Raw genomic sequence first — 17,761 nt, 5'->3', positions numbered from 1 at the left:
ACCCACGCCATGAACGACCGCGCCACCTTCACCCGCATGGAGGAAAGCACCGCGGACGACTGGCGCAAGATCGTCGGCGAGTACGCGCCGTTCGTGAAGGCGCTGCCCGACCGGCTGATCGCGCACCTGAAGCTGCTCGAGGGCGACTACGGCGGCTTTCCGGTCGACCGCTACACGCACTCGCTGCAGACCGCCACGCGCGCGCTGCGCGACGGCCGCGACGAGGAGTACGTGGTCTGCGCGCTGCTGCACGACATCGGCGACACGCTGGCGCCGTTCAGCCACTTCGACGTGGCCGCGGCGATCCTCAAGCCGGTGGTCAGCGAAGCGAACCTCTGGATGGTGCAGCACCACGGCATCTTCCAGGGCTACTACTTCTTCCACCACCTGGGGCTGGACCGCAACCTGCGCGACCAGTTCGCCGGCCACCCACACTACGAGCGCACCGCCGAGTTCTGCGCGCTCTACGACAACCCGGCCTTCGACCCGAAAGCCGAGACGCTGCCGATCGGCGAGTTCGTGCCGATGCTCCGGCGCGTCTTCGCGCAACCCCGCAACAGCATCTACAAGGCGGCGATGCCGGCCGCCTGATTCACAGGAGAACCCGATGACCCAAGCCGTGATCGTCTCGACCGCCCGCACCCCGCTCGCCAAGAGCTGGAAGGGTGCCTTCAACATGACCCACGGCGCCACGCTCGGCGGCCACGCCCTCAAGGCCGCCGTCGAACGCGCCGGGATCGCGCCGGCCGAGGTCGACGACGTCATCATGGGCTGCGCCAACCCCGAGGGCGCCACCGGCGCCAACATCGCGCGCCAGATCGCGCTGCGCGCCGGCCTGCCGATCACCACCAGCGGCATGACGGTGAACCGCTTCTGCTCCAGCGGCCTGCAGACCATCGCGATGGCGGCGCAGCGCGTCATCGCCGGCGAAGGCGAGATCTTCGCCGCCGGCGGCGTGGAGAGCATCTCGTGCGTGCAGAACGAGATGAACAAGCACATGCTGGCCGACCCCTGGCTGGCCGAGCACAAGCCCGAGATCTACTGGAGCATGCTGCAGACCGCCGAGCAGGTGGCCAAGCGCTACAACATCGCCCGCGAGCGCATGGACCAGTACGGCGCAGCCAGCCAGCAGAAGGCCTGCGCCGCGCAGGAGGCCGGCAAGTTCAAGGACGAGATCGCCCCGATCACGGTGATGGCCGGTGTGGCCGATGCGCAGCTCGGCCTGCGGACCAAGGAAATGACCTGCAGCGCCGACGAAGGCTTGCGCGCCGGCACCACCTACGAAGCCGTGGCCGGCATCAAGCCGGCGCTGCCGGGTGGCGTGATCGCCGCGGGCAATGCCAGCCAGTTCAGCGACGGCGCTGGCGCCTGCATCGTGATGGACGAGCGCGTGGCCGAGCGCAAGGGCCTCAAGCCGCTGGGCCGCTTCCTCGGTTTCGCGGTGGCCGGCTGCGAGCCCGACGAAATGGGCATCGGCCCGGTGTTCGCCGTGCCCAAGGTGCTCAAGCGCCTGGGCCTGACGGTGGCCGACATCGACCTGTGGGAGCTCAACGAGGCCTTCGCCGTGCAGGTGCTGTACTGCGCCGACACGCTGGGCATCCCGATGGATCGCCTCAACGTCAACGGCGGCGCCATCGCCGTGGGCCACCCCTACGGCGTGAGCGGCCAGCGCCTGACCGGCCATGCGCTGATCGAAGGCAAGCGCCGCGGCGCCAAGCGTGTCGTCGTGACGATGTGCATCGGCGGCGGCATGGGGGCGGCGGGCGTGTTCGAGGTGCTGTGAGTGAGCGGCGGTCTGCGTCCGGTCGTGGCGGCAGCGGTCTGCGCCGCTGTGGCCTCGCCGGTGTCGGCCGCAGGCCTCGACCCTTCCGAGGAAGCTGTCCGCGACCTGAAGCAGGGCCGCTGCGAGGCCGTGATCGAGAGCCTCAATCGCGGCCTCAAGGAGGGCGAGCGGCGCTCCTACTTCCTCATGGGCTACATCTTCTACCGCGGGGACTGCGTCAAGCGAGACCCCGCTCGGGCCCGGCCCTACCTCGAGACGGCTGCGAAGCATGGTGAGAGCGCCGCCGCCAAGCTGCTGGTGCAGATGCACGGGCTCGGTCAGGGCGTGGCGCAGAGCTACGTGGAAGCCGGCCGCTGGACGCTCGCGCAAACGGACATCTCGCGACTCGAAGCCGGCAAGCCCGCAGCGACACCGGAGCAGGCGAAGCGGGAGAGCGACGTGCGCTATCTGCAGGCGCTGGGCATCCTGAGTACCGTCTGGGCGAGCATGCAGGACAAGATCGTTCACCCGAGTCGGGAACTCGAGGCCCGCACCCATGCGAACAATGCGCAACTGCCCGTGTCCATGAGGGTCGGCCCGATGGGCATCACCTACAGCTTCTCGTCGGCGCCGGCGGAGATCGAAACTGACCTGCAGACCGCGGTCCTGCGTCGCTCGACCGCGCCGTACCAGGAAAGGGTGCAGGACGCCATCGCTGCCGCGATCGTGGAACTGCCGCCCTTCCCGACGCCCGAGGCGACGGCCGAGATCCGTTCGGTGATCGCGTTCAAGTCCTATTGAGGAGCCTGATCCAAATGGACGCCGTGTCACACGATGACTTCCTCGCCATGGGCCGCGAGGTGCTCTCCCGGCAGCCCTTCAGCGTGCTGATGGGCGCGCAGCTCAACGCCCTCGAGCCCGGCCGCTGCGAACTGCAGCTGACCGTCGCCGAGCACCTGAAGCAGCAGAACGGCTTCCTGCACGGCGGCGTGGTCAGCTACCTGGCCGACAACGCGCTCACCTACGCCGGCGGCACCGCACTGAGCGTGCCGGTGGTGACCAGCGAGTACAAGATCAACTACGTGCGCCCGGCGGTCGGCGACCGGCTCGTCGCGCGGGCCCGCGCCGAGTACGTCGGCAAGTCGCAGGCCGTGTGCCGCTGCGAGGTCTACGCCGTCACGATCCATGGCGAGAAACTCTGCGCGATGGCGCAGGGCACCATCGTCCCGCTGCCCGAGGCCGCGAAGCCCGACACCCCATGAGCTACCGCCGCACCGCCGACTTCCTGCTCCACGACTGGCTCGACGTGGCCTCGCTGCAATCGCGCGAGCGTTTCGCCGACCACAACCGCGAGACCTTCGACGCCGTGCTCGACATGTGCGAGAAGCTCGCCGCCGAGAAGTTCGCGCCCTTCAATCGCCTGGCCGACACCGAGGAGCCCTGGTTCGACGGCGAGAAGGTGCACTTGCCCGCGGCCAGCCACGCCGCGGCGAAGGCCTACGCCGAGTCGGGCATGCTCGCCGCGGCGCAGGACTACGAACTCGGCGGCATGCAGCTGCCCTGCGTGGTCGAGATGGCGGCCAACAGCTTCTTCTCCAAGGCCGGCATCGGCATCGGCGGCGGCGGCATGCTGACCAGCGGCAACGCCAACCTGCTGATGGCGCACGGCACGCCGATGCAGCAGCAGGTGTTCGCGGCCAACGAGTTCGGCGGGCGCTTCAGCGGCACCATGTGCCTGTCGGAGCCACAGGCCGGCTCCAGCCTGTCGGACGTGGTCACGCGCGCCGTACCGGATGGCCTCGACTTCGAGGCCGAGCCGCTGGGCCCGCGCTACCGCCTGCGCGGCAACAAGATGTGGATCAGCAACGGCGAGCACGAGCTGACCGAGAACATCGTCCACCTGGTGCTGGCGAAGATCCCCGGGCCCGACGGCAAGCTGGTGCCGGGCACGCGCGGCATCTCGCTGTTCATCGTGCCGAAGAAGCTGGTCGGCACCGATGGGCAGCTCACCGGCGAGCGCAACGACGTGGCGCTGGCCGGCCTGAACCACAAGCTCGGCTACCGCGGCATCCCGAACACGCTGCTGAACTTCGGCGAGGGCAAGTTCCCGGTGCGTGGTGCCCCCGGCGCCATCGGCTACCTGGTCGGCAAGCCGGGCGAAGGCCTGCGCTGCATGTTCCACATGATGAACGAGGCACGCATCGCCGTCGGTCTGGGCGCGACCATGCTCGGCTACGCGGGCTACGAGGCGAGCCTGGCCTATGCGAAGGACCGGCCCCAGGGCCGGCCGATGGGCCCTGGCGGCAAGGATGCGACCTTGCCGCAGATCCCCATCATTCGACATGCCGACGTGAAACGCATGCTGCTCGCGCAGAAGAGCTACTGCGAAGGCGCGCTGGCGCTGGAGCTGTACTGCGCTCGCCTGGTGGACGAGGCGCACACCGGAGCGCCCGAGAACGCAGCGCAGGCCGCGCTGCTGCTGGAGATGCTCACGCCGATCGCGAAGAGCTGGCCGAGCGAATGGTGCCTCGAAGCCAACAGCCTGGCCATCCAGGTGCACGGCGGCTACGGCTACACGCGCGACTTCCCGGTCGAGCAGTACTGGCGCGACAACCGCCTGAATATGATCCACGAGGGCACGCACGGCATCCAGGCACTCGACCTGCTCGGCCGCAAGGTGGTGATGGACGGCGGCAAGGGCCTGCAGCTGCTGGCCTCGCGCATCAACGCGACCATCGAACGCGCGATCGCCTTGCCCGGTTTCGCTGAACAGGCCAACACGCTCGCGGCCACGCTGGCGCAGGTCGGAGCCGCCACCAAGGCCGCCTGGGCGACTGGCAACCCGGAAGAGGCGCTGGCAAACGCCACGCCCTACCTGCAGGCCTTCGGGCATCTGGTGCTCGGCTGGATCTGGCTCGACGTGGCGCTGTGCGCCCAGGCCCGAGCCGCGACGCTCGACGACGCGCTGCTGCAGGGCAAGCTGGCCGCCTGCCGCTTCTTCTTCCGCCACGAACTGCCGCGCGTGGGCGCCTGGTTGCAGGTGGTGACCAGCCGCGACGACACCTGCCGCACCATGGACGAAGCCTGGTTCTGACCGTGCGCGCCTCCACGGTCGACAAGCTGATCTGGGCCTTCATCTTCGGCGGTCTGCTGCTGGTGGGGCTGGGCCTGGCGGTCGAGGGCGAGGGTCGGGGTCTTGGCCGCGTGCTGGCGGGACTCGGGTCGTTGTTGGCATTGATCGGCGGCGCGCTCGTCTGGGTGCGCTCCCGCATGGATCCGGAGAAGGACGAATGACATCTGGCTGGAAGTTTCTGGTCGCGGCGCTGATGGTCGCTGCGGTGCAGGTCGCGGCGGCGCAGGTCTACGAGTTCCCGCGCTACGACGGCGCGGCGCAGGTGCGCGCCGAGTGCGATCGTCTGCTGGCCGACCTGAAGCAGCAGGCCCGCGCCATCGAGACCCTGCCGGAAGGCGGCGACGTCTTCGACGCGCTCGATGCCCTGATGCGCCGCACCGAAGACTCGCTCGGCCCGCTGTGGCTGCTGCCCGGCGTGCACCCGGCCAAGGACGTGCGCGACGCGGCCGATGCCTGCGATCTGGCCTTCCAGGGATTCAGCACTGGCTTCCTGCAGAACGCCAAGGTCTACGCCCGACTCAAACAGGCCCGGCCGGCCGACGACATCGAGCGCCGCCTGCAACGCGACCAGCTCGACGCCTTCGAGGATTCCGGCGTCGGCCTGCCGCGCAAGGCGCAGCAGCGCGCGCGCAAGATCAACAGCGAGCTGACGCGGCTGTCGCAGCTGTTCGACCGCCGCATCCGCGAAAGCCGAGAGCGCGTGGCCTACACCGAGGCCGAGCTCGAGGGCGTGCCCGCCGACGTGTGGAAGAACGCCCCGCGCGACGCGCGCGGCCGATACCTGCTCGGCCTGGACTACCCGAGTGCCGAGCCGGTGCTCGACAAGGCGATGCGCGCCGAGACCCGCGAGCGCATGTGGCGGGCCACGATGGCGCAAGGCGGCGCCGCCAACCTGAAGACGCTGGCGCAACTCGCGCAACTGCGCCGCGAGTACGCGAAGCTGTTCGGCTTCGCGTCGTATGCCGATTTCGTGCTGCGCCGGCGCATGGCGCGCAGCGAGGCCGAGGCGTCGCGCTTCCTGGCCGAGGTGCAGGACGCCGTCGCGCAGCGCGAACGGGTCGACCTGGGTCTGCTGCGTGAGGCCAAGGCCCGCGAAACGAACACGGCGCTGCAGGCCACGACGATCAAGCGCTGGGACCTGCGCTACTTCACCGAGAAGGCACGCGAGCAGACCTATGCGGTGGACCAGGAGGCCTTCCGGGCCTACTTCCCGCCGCAGCGCAGCCTGGACTTCGTGTTCACGCTGGCACAGCGGCTGTTCGGCGTGCGCTTCGAGCCGGTGCAGCAGACCCTGTGGCACCCGAAGGCGCAGGCCTACGCGGCACGCGACGAAGCCGGCACCTTGCTCGGCACGCTGTTCGTCGACCTCTATCCGCGCGCCGACAAGTACAACCACGCGGCGGTCTGGTCGTTCCGAAACGTCTCCACGCGCGCCGGCCGGCTGCCGGCCGCGGCGCTGGTGGTCAACTTCAACGACAAGGGACTGACGCTGTCGGAGCTGGAGACGCTGCTGCACGAGTTCGGCCATGCGCTGCACGCGCTGCTGTCGAAGACGCGCTACACGCTGCAGGGCGGCACCAACACCAAGCTCGATTTCGTCGAGGCCCCGTCGCAGATGCTGGAAGACTGGGTCTACGACCCGAAGGTGCTGGCGCTGTTTCAGCAAGTCTGCGCGGACTGCCCGCCGATGCCCCCCGAGATGATCGAGCGTGCCGGCCGCGCGCGGCATTTCGCCAAGGGCATCGCCACCTCGCGGCAACTGATCTTCGCGCGCTACGACCTCGCGCTGTACGGCGCCCGCCCCGAGGACCCGATGCGCCTGTGGGCGCGCATGGAGTCGGCGACGCCGGTCGGCCACGTCAAGGGCAGCATGTTCCCGGCCAACTTCAGCCACGTGGCCGGCGGCTACTCGGCCGGCTACTACGCCTACATGTGGAGCCTGGTGGTGGCCGAAGACCTGCGCACCGCGTTCGCCGCCGACCGGCTCGACCCGGTGGTGGGCCGCCGTTACCGCGACATCGTGCTGGCCAACGGCGGCCAGGTGCTGCCCGAAGAGCTGGTGCAGCGATTCCTCGGGCGCGCGGGCAATCGCGAGGCCTTCTACAAGAGCCTGAACCTGCAGTGACCCGATTCGATCAAGGAGACCGACCATGAGCACCCCCATCCAGAAGCTGTTCGACCTGTCCGGCCAGAATGCCCTCGTCACCGGCGGCTCGCGCGGCCTGGGCCTGCAGATCGCCGAGGCGCTGGGCGAGGCGGGCGCGAAGGTCTTCCTCACCGCGCGCAAGGCCGGCGACCTGGAGGAGGCGATGGCGCACCTGCAGGCCAAGGGCATCGATGCGCGCTGGGTGGCCGCCGACATGAGCCAGCCCTCTGAAGTGGAGCGCGTGGCCAGCGAGGCGCTGCAGCGCCTGGGCGACATCGACATCCTCGTCAACAACGCCGGTGCCACCTGGGGCGCGCCGGCCGAGGACTACCCGCTGGAAGCCTGGGACAAGGTGATGAACCTGAACATCCGCAGCATCTTCCTGATGAGCCAGCAGATCGGCAAGCGCAGCATGATCCCGCGCAAGCACGGCCGCATCATCAACGTGGCCTCGATCGCCGGCCTGTCGGGATCGGGCGACGTGGAGTTCATCGCCTACGGCACGAGCAAGGGCGCGGTCGTCAACTTCACGCGCACGCTGGCCGGCGAGTGGGGCGAGCATGGCATCACCGTCAACGCGCTGGCGCCGGGCTTCTTCCCGAGCAAGATGACCAAGGGCACGCTGGAGCGCATCGGCGTGGACACGCTGTCGCGCGCCGCGCCGCTGCGCCGCATCGGCGACGACGACGACCTGAAGGGCGCGGCGCTGCTGTTCGCCTCGGCCGCCGGCAAGCACATCACCGGGCAGATCCTCGCGGTCGACGGCGGCGTGAGCGCAGTGCACCACGGCGCATGAAATTCCTCGCGCAGATCCCCTTCGTTGACCTGGTCGGCATGGAACTGCTCGTCTGCGAGGCGGGCCAGGCCGAACTCGCGCTGACCTTGCGCGAGGAGCTCACCAACTCGTGGAGCGTGGCCCACGGCGGCGTCACCATGACGCTGCTCGACGTGGCCATGGCTCATGCCGCGCGCAGCCCCAACCAGCCCGGCCATCCCGAGTCGCCCGGCGTGGTGACGATCGAGATGAAGACGAGCTTCCTGCGCGCCGGGCTCGGGCGGCTGACGGCGCGCGGCTCGCTGCTGCACCGCACCGCGTCACTGGCCTTCACCGAAGGCACGGTGTTCGACGAGAAGGGCGAGCGCATCGCGCACGCCACCGGCACGTTCAAGTACATGAAGGGGCTGCCGGCCGGCGGCCGCCGCATCCAGAGGCTGAACGCCTCAGACTGAAGGAGTACCCCATGGCAACGACGAACAAACAATGGCTGCTGGCCTCGCGTCCGGCAGGCGAAGCCACCGCCGCCAACTTCCGCCTCGTGGAGACGGCGCTGCCGGCGCTGCAGGACGGGCAGGTGCTGGTGCGCCACCATTTCCTCTCGCTCGACCCCTACATGCGCGGGCGCATGAGCGACGCCAAGAGCTACGCGCAGCCGCAACCGCTGGACGCGGTGATGGGCGGCGGCACGGCCGGTGAGGTGGTCGAGTCGCGCCACCCGAAATACGCCGCCGGCGACAAGGTGGTCGGCATGGGCGGCTGGCAGCAGTACAGCGTCGTCGACGGCAACCAGATGGGCATGATGCGCAAGGTCGACACCACGCACGTGCCGCTGTCCGCCTACCTCGGTGCGGTGGGCATGCCGGGCGTGACGGCCTGGTACGGGCTGGTGAAGCTGTGCATGCCGAAGGCCGGCGAGACGATCGTGGTGAGTGCGGCCAGCGGCGCGGTGGGCAGCGCGGTGGGCCAGCTCGCCAAGCTGCGCGGCTGCCGTGTCGTGGGCATCGCCGGCGGCGCCGACAAGTGCCGCTACGTGGTCGACGAACTCGGCTTCGATGCCTGCGTCGACTACAAGGCGCACCGCGATGCCAAGTCGCTCGACGCGGCGCTGGCCGAGGCGGCGCCGAAGGGCATCGACGGCAACTTCGAGAACGTCGGCGGGGTGATCCTCGATGCGATCCTGCGGCGCATGAACCCCTTCGGCCGCATCGCGCTGTGCGGGATGATCAGTGGCTACGACGGCGCTCCGATCCCGTTGTCGGATCCGTCGCTGATCCTGAAGATGCGGCTGCGGGTCGAGGGCTTCATCGTCAGCGAGCACATGGAGGTGTGGCCTGAGGCCTTGACTGAGCTTGGGACGCTGGTGGCGACCGGAAAGCTGAAGTACCGGGAGTCGATCGCGCCTCGGATCGAGGATGCGCCGGAAGCCTTCATCGGTCTGCTCAAGGGGAAGAACTTCGGGAAGCAGCTCGTCAAGCTGAATTGAGGGGCGGGTCATGACTGCGACCCACGAGGTCTACAACCAGCCTGCGCCGCTGGTCGACTACAACCTCTACGCGACGAACCGCCCGCTGCGCGATGCCTTGGCCTTCCACCTGCCGGGCAGCGACGAAGCACCGCGCCTCGCGCAAGGCGTGCGATGGGGCAGCAGCACCTGGCAGACGCATGCGCGGCTGGCCAACACGCATCCGCCACGCCTGCTCAGCCACGACCGCTTCGGCCGACGCATCGACCAGGTCGAGTTCCACCCGAGCTACCACGCGCTGATGGGCGAGGCCGTGGCCGCCGGGCTGCACGGCCGTCCCTGGTCGCTGGGTCCCGGCGCGCACGTCGAACGCGCCGCGGCCTTCATGCAGTTCACCGAACTCGAGCCGTCGATCCTCTGCCCGATCTCGATGACCTACGCCGTCACGCCGGCACTGCGCGCCAACCGCGCCGTGTTCGACGCCTGGTTCGCGCGCCTGGCCAGCACCGCCTACGACCCGCGGCTCATGCCCTTCACCGACAAACCCGGCGTGACCATGGGCATGGGCATGACCGAGAAGCAGGGCGGCTCGGACGTGCGTGCCAACACCACGCGCGCCGCCTTCGCCGAAGACACGCCCTGGGGCGCGCGCTTCACGCTGGTCGGCCACAAGTGGTTCTTCTCGGCGCCGATGTGCGATGCCTTCCTCGTGCTCGCGCAGGAGGAGGGCGGCCTGAGCTGCTTCTTTCTGCCGCGCGTGCTGCCCGACGGCACGCTCAACGCCATTCACGTGCAGCGCCTGAAGGACAAGCTGGGCAACCATGCCAACGCCAGCTCCGAGGTGGAGTTCCTCGGCGCGAGCGCCTGGCGCGTCGGCGAGGTCGGCCGAGGCGTCGCGCAGATCCTCGAGATGGGCACGCTGACGCGGCTGGACTGCGCGCTCGGCACCGCGGGCTTGATGCGCCAGGCGCTCAGCCTCGCGCTCAACCACACCGCGCAGCGCGAGGCTTTCGGCAAGCGCCTCGTCGACCAGCCGCTGATGAAGAACGTGCTCGCCGACATGGCGCTCGAGTCCGAGGCGGCCACCGCGCTGGCGCTGCGCCTGGCGCGCGCCATCGACCGGCAGGACGACCCCTTCGAATCGCTGATGCGGCGGGTGCTCACGCCGGTGTCGAAGTTCTGGATCTGCAAGCGCGGCAGCGCGCTGGCCCAGGAGGCGATGGAGTGCCTGGGCGGCAACGGCTACGTCGAGGAAGCGGGCGAGGGCGTGATGGCGCGCGTCTACCGCGAGATGCCGCTGAACTCGATCTGGGAAGGCGCCGGCAACATCATGGCGCTGGACCTGCTTCGCGCGCTTCGCCAGGGTGGCAAGGGCGGCTCGGTGGCCGAGGCGCTGGCCACCGAACTCGCGCCGGCGCGCGGTACACACGCCGCCTTCGACCGATTCACCGACGCGCTGCCTTCGCGTTTCGACGGCGCCACCGACGAGGTCGAGGCGCGCCGCCTCGCGCAGGACGTGGCGCTCGCGGTGCAGGCCGCGCTGCTGCGCCAGCACGCGCCGGACTTCGTCTTCGAGGCCTTCTGCCGCTCGAGACTGGGCGGCGACTGGGGCCAGGCCTTCGGCACGCTGAGTGCGTCGACTGCCTTCGACGCGATCATTGCGCGCGGCATGCCCTCCTGAACTGAAAGGCCCCATGCATCCGTTCATCCTTCACCACTACGCGAACTCGCCGTTCTCCGAGAAGATCCGCCTCGTGTTCGGCTTCAAGGGCATGGCCTGGCAATCGGTGCACGTGCCCAGCATGTTGCCCAAGCCCGATGTAGTGGCGCTCACCGGCGGATACCGGCGCACGCCCTTCCTGCAGCACGGCGCCGACATCTGGTGCGACACCGCGCTGATGGCCCGCGTGATCGATCGCGCGCAGCCCACGCCGCCGCTGTACCCGCCCGGCGTCGCCGGTGCCGCACAGACGCTGGCGCAATGGGCCGACGCCACGCTGTTCTGGGCCGTCATCCCGTACACGCTGCAGCCGCAGGGCATCGCCCATGTGATGGCCGGCGTGCCGCCCGAGGGCCTGAAGGCCTTCGCAGCCGACCGCGCACCCTTCACCGCCGGCATGACGCGGCAGACGCCGGCCGATGCCACCGTGGCCCTGAAGGCCTACCTGGTGCGGCTGGAGGAGCAACTCGCCGACGGCCGGGCCTTCCTGTTCGGCGGCCAGGCGAGCATCGCCGACTTCTCGGTGGCACATTGCCTGTGGTTCATCCACCTGGCGCCGCCGATGGTGGTCATCCTCGAGCCGTTCGCACGCCTGCGCGCCTGGTATGCCCGCGTCGCCAGTTTCGGCCACGGTGAGCCCACGGTCATGAAGAGCGCGCAAGCCATCGAACTGGCCGCGGCCGCAACCTCGCACGAGCCGGTGCAGGTCGAGCCGGGGCTCGGCTTCGAGGCCGGCGAGGGGGTCACCGTCACGCCCACTGACTACGGCCGCGACCCGGTCGCCGGCGCGCTGGTCGGGCTGACGAGCGAAGAAGTGGTCATCGAGCGGCACGACGAGCGCGCGGGCAGGCTGCACGTTCATTTCCCGCGCATCGGGTTCCAGATCAGGAAGGAAGCGAAAGCATGAAGACGTTCAAGGGACGCACCGCGGTCATCACCGGTGCGGGTTCGGGCTTCGGCCTGGAGGTGTCGCGCATCGCCGCGCGCGAGGGCATGAACCTCGTCATGGCCGACGTGCAGCAGGATGCGCTGGACCGCGCGGTGGAAGAGATCCGCGGCCTCGGTGCGCAGGTGATGGGCTTCCGGCTCGACGTGTCCAAGGCCGCCGAGGTCGAGTCGATGGGCGAGGCGACACGCGCGCGTTTCGGCGCGCCGCACCTGGTGTTCAACAACGCCGGCGTGGGGGCAGGCGGGCTGATCTGGGAGCATTCGCTGAAGGACTGGGAGTGGGTGGTCGGCGTCAACCTGATGGGTGTGGCGCATGGCGTGCGCGTGTTCACGCCGATGATGGTCGAGGCCGCGCGCACCGACCCGTCCTACGAGGGCCACATCGTCAACACGGCCTCGATGGCCGGGCTGCTGAACGCGCCGAACATGGGCGTCTACAACGTCACCAAGCACGCCGTGGTGGCGATGAGCGAGACGCTCTACCAGGACCTGCGCCTGGTTACCGACCAGATCGGCGCCTCGGTGCTGTGCCCCTTCTTCGTGCCCACCGGCATTCACCAGAGCCAGCGCAACCGGCCGGCCGAGATGCAGGAGTCGGACGTGCGGCCGACGAAGAGCCAGCTGATCGCGCAGGCGATGAGCGACAAGGCGGTGACCAGCGGCAAGGTCACCGCGGCGCAGGTGGGGCAGTTCGTGATGGACGCGGTGCGCGAGGGGCGCTTCTACATCTACAGCCACCCGAAGTCGCTGGCCAGCGTGCAGACGCGGCTGGAGGACATCATGCTCGGCCGCAACCCGACCGACCCCTTCGCGCTCAAGCCCGAGATCGGCCAAGGCCTGCGCCAGGCGCTGCGCGCGACCGACTGATGGCGCGGCCCGACGATCCGCCGGCGCCCGGCCGCAGGGAGGAGATCGAGCCCTTCTGGCTGGATTACCAACGAACCTGCGGCGTGCAGGTGGAAGGCTTCGCCGCGGCCTCGTTCGGCAGCACGCGGGCCCTGGCCGACGAGCTCGCGCTGCTGGTGTGCAACGGCGTCAAGCGCGCGCACGCCACGCTCAGGCGCGAGTTCGAGAAGGATCTCGATCCGTTGCCGGCCCCGGGCGAGCACCTCGTCGTGCTCGACGGCGCCGGCCACCCGCGCGCCATCGTGCGCAACTCGCACGTGGAACTGCGCCACTTCAACGAGATCGACGACGAGTTCGCCTTCACCGCGGGCGAGGGCGATCTCACGCTGCAGTGGTGGCTGGTCGCACACCGGCAGGATTGGTCGGAGCAGGCCGACCGTGAAGGCTTCGAGATCGGCGAGACCACCGAGCTGGTGCTCGAGTACTTCGAGCTCGTCTGGCCGCAGCCGGCATCCTCAGCAGGGCAGCCGTAGCGCCTGCAGCGGCCGGCCGGTCGCCGCATCGATCACCACCAGGCTGAGCGCGCGCGGGTGCGACGCATCCGGCGCGGCAGCGGGGCTGAAGCTGAGGCGAATGCTCGCGCCCGTCCAGGGCGGCACGCGATGCAGCTCGCGCACCACGTGGTCGTGGGCCAACTTCTCGCCGGCGTTCTCGCCCGCCGTCACCGCACTGCGGTGGCCGTTCTCGGTGACCGCCCAGAAGGCCGCCAGGCGCGATGGGGCGCCGGGGCGCATCTGCACCTGCGCGTCGAAGCTGCGGCCGTCGCCGCTGATCGCCACGTCCACCAGCGGCGAGGCCGACGGGGCCATCGGCAGCACGATGCCCGGCCAGTCGGGCCGGTCGCGCCCCTGCACCACCACCTGCGGCGTGTAGCTGACGCGCGCTCCGTTCACGGCCTGCTGTTCGGCTTGGCGCCGCGTGAACTCGCTGGAGGCGAAGCGGTCGGGCCAGCCCAGGCGATCCCAGTAGTTGACGTGGAAGGCGAGCGCGACGGCCGGCGTGTCGGGCCTGATGCGCGACAGCCAGCGGTCGGCGGGCGGGCAGGAGCTGCAGCCCTCGGAGGTGTAGAGCTCGATCACCGGCGTGACGGTGTCGCCGCTGCGCGCGCTGCAACTCGCACCGCCTTGCGCGAGCGCGACGGGCGCGCTGGCGACGAAGGCCGTGGCGGCCAGCCAGGTAATGGGTCGGATGGGCATGGGGGCTCCTGGGATGGATCTGCCACTTCGTCGCGTCTGCCGCCTCGGTCTGACAGTGCGGGCTGTGTCACACTGCGCCGCCCTCACGCTTGACGACCCTTCCCATGCCCGCCGACACACCGATCTTGCTGCAGGCCGTGGTCGTCGGCGGCGGGCCGGCCGGGCTGATGGCTGCGCAGGCGCTGGCCGATGCGGGCGTGACGGTCGAGCTGTTCGACGCCATGCCCTCGGTGGGCCGCAAGTTCCTGCTCGCCGGCAAGGGCGGGCTCAACCTGACGCACAGCGAGGAGATCGAGCCCTTCCTTGGCCGCTACGGCGCGGCGCGCGACCGGGTCGCGCCCTGGCTGCGCGTGTTCGGCCCCGACGCATTGCGGGCCTGGGCCCGGGGCCTCGGTGTCGACACTTTCGTCGGCAGCTCGGGGCGGGTCTTTCCCACCGACCTGAAGGCCGCGCCACTGCTGCGCGCCTGGCTGCACCGCCTGCGCGAAGCGGGCGTGAAGTTCCACATGCGCCACCGCTGGCTGGGCTGGGCGCCGGCCAGCGAGGGCGCGCATGCGCTGCGCTTCGCCGCGCCGCAGGGCGAGATCGTCGTGCAGGCACACGCGGTCGTGCTGGCGCTTGGCGGGGCGAGCTGGGCCCGGCTGGGCTCCGACGGTGCCTGGGTGCCGTTGCTGGCCGAACGCGGCGTGGACCTGGCGCCGCTGCAGCCCTCGAACAGCGGCTTCGACGTCGCAGCGTGGAGCGATCACCTGAAGAGCCGCTTCGCCGGTGCGCCGATGAAGAACGTGGCGCTGCGCTGCACGGCGCCCGACGGCCGGCGCTTCGAGCAGCGCGGCGAGTTCGTCGTCACGCAATCGGGCATCGAGGGCAGCCTGGTCTATGCGGCCTCGGCGCTGCTGCGCGACACCATCGCTGCGAATGGCCAGGCCGTCGCCGAGATCGATCTGCTGCCCGAGCGCAGCGCCGAGTTCGTGCGCGACGAGGTGGCGCGCCCGCGCGGTTCGCGTTCCTTGTCGACGCACCTGAAGAGCCGGCTCGGCCTGGACGGCGTGAAGGCGGCGCTGCTGCACGAGCTGCTGCCGCGTGGGGTGTTCACCGACCCGGCAGCGCTGGCCGCGGCGATCAAGTCGCTGCCGATCACACTGGTCGCCGCGCGGCCGATCGACGAGGCCATCAGCAGTGCCGGCGGCGTGCGCTTCGAGGCGCTCGACGAGGCGCTGATGCTGCGCTCGCTGCCGGGCGTGTTCTGCGCCGGCGAGATGCTCGACTGGGAGGCGCCGACAGGCGGCTACCTGCTCACCGCCAGCCTGGCCAGCGGCCGGGTGGCGGGGCAGGGCGTGGCGCAGCGCCTTGCGGGCGCCGAGCCGCCCGCTTAGCTGCGCTTGCTGCCGAAGAGCAGCAAGGCGCCGCCGATCACGATGGCGCCCACGCCGGCCCACATCGGCACGTTCACCGTCTCCTTCTCCTTCACGGAGAGTTCGATCGGCCCGAGCTTGGCCTGGTGGGTTTCCTTGGTGAAGCTGAAGCCGCCGTACATCAACCCGAGTACGCCGGCGACGATCAATACGACGGCAACGATCCTGATTCCGTTCATGACATGTGCTCCTCAGAGGCGCCGGCCCTGGATCACCCGGATCAGGATCACCACGATGGCAATGACAAGCAGCCCGTGGATCAGGCCGCCCATGGTGTAGGAAGTGACGAGGCCGAGAAGCCACAGCACGACCAGGATGACCGCAATCGTTTCGAGCATGATTTGTCTCCTCGTGTCATGTCTTGCCGCGATCGGCTCAGGGCCGGATGGCGATTTCGTTCTTGACCATCTTCACGCCGTTGACCTTGCGCGCAATGGCCTCGGCCGTGCCCTTCTCGGTGGCGTTCTTGGCGAAGCCCGAGAGCATCACCGTGCCGTTCAGCGTCTCGACGCGGATCGACGCGGCGTCGACATCCTTGTTCTCGATGAAGCGGCTCTTCACCTGCGTGGTGATGGTCGCGTCGTCCACATAGGCGCCGACGGTTTCCTGGCCGCGCGTGACGGCGCAGCCAGTCCCCGCGAGAAGGACGAAAGCGGTCAGCGAAGCAGCGGCGAAATGGCGTGAGGTCATGGTGACTCTCCTGGGTGGGGGTGGGACATCGGGGAGGTTCGGCAGGGCCCGCAGGGCTACTTGTTGCGCCCCTGGTTCGGGTGATCGTCGCGGCCGCGATCCTTGTTCTGGCCGGGCGGCTGGAATCGCTCGCGTACCACCGGATCGCGCGGCTGGTAGCGATAGTTCTTGTCGCGCAGCTGCGGCTGCTGTTCCGCCTGCGGATAACGTTCGTGCGGGTACTTGCGCTGGTAGCTCGGTAGCGGTGCGGGCGGCGGCGGCCGCGAGCGGTCGCGGCGGTCCCAGCCGTCACGGCGCTGCTGCCAGTCGTTGCCCCAGTGGTCGCCCCAGCGCGGCGGTGCATCGGCGCGCCAGCCGCGGAAGTACACCGGCGGGCTGCGGTAGTAGCGCACCGGAACGCGCAGCACGTAGACCGGCACGTACATGGGCTCCACCATCGACCACGGCCCGTTGTACCAGGTGCTCGAGTACCAGTTGTCGCCCTCGAAGACCCAATACAGGCCGTCGTAGAAGAAGAAGTTCGCCTGCAGCCCCGGTGCGTAGTAGACGGGGTAGTCGGGCACGCGCACGAGCCGCGGATAGACCGGCAGATTGATGCCGATGCTCACACCAGGCATGCCGATGCCGATGCTGACCTGGGCCCAGGCTGGCAGGGCCGAGGCCATCCACAACGACAACACGATCAAAAGATGACGCAAGTTGATCTCCTCGGTTCGGCCTTCTTGATCGGCGCTCCATCGATGCAGGCGCCGCCGACCGGCCATCATGCAAGGTACTCCCTTGTGCGCGCCCGGTCAGTTCGATAGCGCACGGAAGGTGAGCAGGCTCAAGATCCGGTCGATCGGACCGAAACACAGGGCATGAGGTGCCTGCGACCGTGTGTCCGGATGTGCCGCGGCCTGGCAGTGATGTGGGCCGCCTCGGGGGTTTGCGCCGCCGATCTGAGTGCCACCGAGACCCGCTGGCTGCAGGGGATGCGGCCGGTGATCAGCTACGCGCGAGCGTCGGGTCTCGCCCTCGACATCGTTGTGCAGCCGCAGCCCAGCGCCGGCACCGCGCCGCTGGCGATGGCCTTCGTCGACGGGCGCTGCAAGCTGGTGTTGTCGATGCGCGGCAATCCCGAGGCCCAGGCGACGCTCGATCGCATCGAGCCGGAGCTGCTCGATCCGACGCTCGAGCTGATGGCCGCGCACGAACTCGGCCACTGCCGCCGCTATCTCGATGGCAACTGGTACGCGCTGCCCGCGGGCTTCGTCGCCGGCGTGCCGGAGGCGGTGGGGCCGGAACTGCAGGACGCCTGGCGGGACATGCAGGCAACGCGGCGCGAAGAGGGCTACGGAGACCTGGTCGGCCTGGCCTGGACGCAGCAGCATCACCCGCAGCTGTATGCGCGGCTGCATGCCTGGCTGATGGCGGAACGCTCGCGCGAACTTGTACCGCGCAGCCACCATGACACGCTGGCCTGGGTGCGCCGGGCCGCCGCTGGCGTCGCTGCGGGCGAGGCGTCGATGTTCTCGGCTGCCGCGTCGGTGTGGCGGGCGGGGCTCGCTGCCGACGACTGAGCCGGGCCGCAACGCGGCCGATGCAACGAAGCGTGTCGGCCCC

Annotated in this window: 21 protein-coding genes; 16 read left to right on the top strand and 5 right to left on the bottom strand. The window is 69.6% G+C overall.

Annotated features, from left to right (window positions below):
• Positions 1 to 9: 9 nt before the first annotated feature.
• Genes HZ992_RS11120 through HZ992_RS11055 form a run of 14 tightly spaced genes read left to right on the top strand, consistent with a single transcriptional unit; the run spans position 10 to position 13,328 of the window.
• The gene (locus HZ992_RS11120; RefSeq protein WP_209386694.1) at positions 10 to 591 is read left to right on the top strand and encodes an HD domain-containing protein; all 582 of its coding nucleotides are present in this window, start codon (positions 10 to 12) and stop codon (positions 589 to 591) included.
• Positions 592 to 607: 16 nt separating this feature from the next.
• Complete coding sequence (locus HZ992_RS11115) at positions 608 to 1,783, top strand: acetyl-CoA C-acyltransferase (RefSeq protein WP_209386693.1); 1,176 nt, start codon at positions 608 to 610, stop codon at positions 1,781 to 1,783.
• Positions 1,784 to 2,563: a tetratricopeptide repeat protein gene (locus HZ992_RS11110; protein WP_209386692.1), complete on the top strand. Its 780-nt coding sequence runs from the start codon at positions 1,784 to 1,786 to the stop codon at positions 2,561 to 2,563.
• Positions 2,564 to 2,577: 14 nt separating this feature from the next.
• The gene (locus HZ992_RS11105; RefSeq protein WP_209386691.1) at positions 2,578 to 3,024 is read left to right on the top strand and encodes a PaaI family thioesterase; all 447 of its coding nucleotides are present in this window, start codon (positions 2,578 to 2,580) and stop codon (positions 3,022 to 3,024) included.
• On the top strand, positions 3,021 to 4,856 hold the full coding sequence (locus HZ992_RS11100) for an acyl-CoA dehydrogenase (RefSeq protein ID WP_209386690.1): 1,836 nt from the start codon (positions 3,021 to 3,023) through the stop codon (positions 4,854 to 4,856). The genes HZ992_RS11105 and HZ992_RS11100 overlap by 4 nt, the downstream gene beginning before the upstream one ends.
• Before the next feature lie 2 nt (positions 4,857 to 4,858).
• Positions 4,859 to 5,056 carry a hypothetical protein gene (locus HZ992_RS11095; protein ID WP_209386689.1) on the top strand — a complete coding sequence of 66 codons (198 nt, stop codon included), beginning with the start codon at positions 4,859 to 4,861 and terminating at the stop codon, positions 5,054 to 5,056.
• Positions 5,053 to 7,020: a M3 family metallopeptidase gene (locus HZ992_RS11090; RefSeq protein WP_209386688.1), complete on the top strand. Its 1,968-nt coding sequence runs from the start codon at positions 5,053 to 5,055 to the stop codon at positions 7,018 to 7,020. Before HZ992_RS11095 ends, HZ992_RS11090 begins: the two co-directional genes overlap by 4 nt.
• Positions 7,021 to 7,045: 25 nt before the next feature.
• Positions 7,046 to 7,837 carry an SDR family oxidoreductase gene (locus HZ992_RS11085; RefSeq protein ID WP_209386687.1) on the top strand — a complete coding sequence of 264 codons (792 nt, stop codon included), beginning with the start codon at positions 7,046 to 7,048 and terminating at the stop codon, positions 7,835 to 7,837.
• Complete coding sequence (locus tag HZ992_RS11080; RefSeq protein ID WP_209386686.1) at positions 7,834 to 8,271, top strand: PaaI family thioesterase; 438 nt, start codon at positions 7,834 to 7,836, stop codon at positions 8,269 to 8,271. Before HZ992_RS11085 ends, HZ992_RS11080 begins: the two co-directional genes overlap by 4 nt.
• Before the next feature lie 11 nt (positions 8,272 to 8,282).
• Positions 8,283 to 9,302 (top strand): NADP-dependent oxidoreductase, encoded by a 1,020-nt coding sequence (locus HZ992_RS11075; RefSeq protein ID WP_209386685.1) that lies wholly within the window; start codon positions 8,283 to 8,285, stop codon positions 9,300 to 9,302.
• Positions 9,303 to 9,312: 10 nt separating this feature from the next.
• The gene (locus HZ992_RS11070; RefSeq protein WP_209386684.1) at positions 9,313 to 10,962 is read left to right on the top strand and encodes an isovaleryl-CoA dehydrogenase; all 1,650 of its coding nucleotides are present in this window, start codon (positions 9,313 to 9,315) and stop codon (positions 10,960 to 10,962) included.
• A gap of 13 nt (positions 10,963 to 10,975) precedes the next feature.
• Entirely contained in the window at positions 10,976 to 11,908 is a 933-nt protein-coding gene (locus tag HZ992_RS11065) for a glutathione S-transferase family protein (protein WP_209386683.1), read from the top strand.
• Positions 11,905 to 12,816 carry an SDR family oxidoreductase gene (locus HZ992_RS11060; RefSeq protein WP_209386682.1) on the top strand — a complete coding sequence of 304 codons (912 nt, stop codon included), beginning with the start codon at positions 11,905 to 11,907 and terminating at the stop codon, positions 12,814 to 12,816. The genes HZ992_RS11065 and HZ992_RS11060 overlap by 4 nt, the downstream gene beginning before the upstream one ends.
• Positions 12,816 to 13,328 (top strand): ASCH domain-containing protein, encoded by a 513-nt coding sequence (locus tag HZ992_RS11055; RefSeq protein WP_209386681.1) that lies wholly within the window; start codon positions 12,816 to 12,818, stop codon positions 13,326 to 13,328. Before HZ992_RS11060 ends, HZ992_RS11055 begins: the two co-directional genes overlap by 1 nt.
• Here HZ992_RS11055 and HZ992_RS11050 read toward each other — a convergent pair.
• Positions 13,311 to 14,051 (bottom strand): DUF1223 domain-containing protein, encoded by a 741-nt coding sequence (locus tag HZ992_RS11050; protein WP_245213433.1) that lies wholly within the window; start codon positions 14,049 to 14,051, stop codon positions 13,311 to 13,313. The two genes, HZ992_RS11055 and HZ992_RS11050, sit on opposite strands and share 18 nt — an antisense overlap.
• Positions 14,052 to 14,155: 104 nt before the next feature.
• Between HZ992_RS11050 and HZ992_RS11045 the strand changes: the two genes are divergently transcribed.
• Positions 14,156 to 15,427, top strand: a complete 1,272-nt coding sequence (locus HZ992_RS11045; RefSeq protein WP_209386680.1) for a TIGR03862 family flavoprotein — start codon at positions 14,156 to 14,158, stop codon at positions 15,425 to 15,427.
• Here the strand turns inward: HZ992_RS11045 and HZ992_RS11040 are convergent.
• Genes HZ992_RS11040 through HZ992_RS11025 form a run of 4 tightly spaced genes read right to left on the bottom strand, consistent with a single transcriptional unit; the run spans position 15,424 to position 16,854 of the window.
• Positions 15,424 to 15,645: a hypothetical protein gene (locus HZ992_RS11040; RefSeq protein WP_209386679.1), complete on the bottom strand. Its 222-nt coding sequence runs from the start codon at positions 15,643 to 15,645 to the stop codon at positions 15,424 to 15,426. The two genes, HZ992_RS11045 and HZ992_RS11040, sit on opposite strands and share 4 nt — an antisense overlap.
• Before the next feature lie 12 nt (positions 15,646 to 15,657).
• On the bottom strand, positions 15,658 to 15,804 hold the full coding sequence (locus tag HZ992_RS11035) for a lmo0937 family membrane protein (RefSeq protein WP_209386678.1): 147 nt from the start codon (positions 15,802 to 15,804) through the stop codon (positions 15,658 to 15,660).
• 37 nt (positions 15,805 to 15,841) lie between these two features.
• Entirely contained in the window at positions 15,842 to 16,156 is a 315-nt protein-coding gene (locus HZ992_RS11030) for a BON domain-containing protein (protein ID WP_209386677.1), read from the bottom strand.
• Positions 16,157 to 16,212: 56 nt separating this feature from the next.
• Entirely contained in the window at positions 16,213 to 16,854 is a 642-nt protein-coding gene (locus tag HZ992_RS11025; RefSeq protein WP_209386676.1) for a hypothetical protein, read from the bottom strand.
• 210 nt (positions 16,855 to 17,064) lie between these two features.
• On the opposite strand from HZ992_RS11025, the gene HZ992_RS11020 reads away from it, so the two are divergent.
• Positions 17,065 to 17,718, top strand: coding sequence for a hypothetical protein (locus HZ992_RS11020; RefSeq protein WP_245213432.1), 654 nt, complete (start codon positions 17,065 to 17,067; stop codon positions 17,716 to 17,718).
• Positions 17,719 to 17,761: the final 43 nt, after the last annotated feature.

It is taken from the genome of Rhizobacter sp. AJA081-3 (assembly GCF_017795745.1).
Classification (GTDB): domain Bacteria; phylum Pseudomonadota; class Gammaproteobacteria; order Burkholderiales; family Burkholderiaceae_C; genus Piscinibacter.
This window is presented reverse-complemented; position numbering and strand designations above follow the sequence as displayed.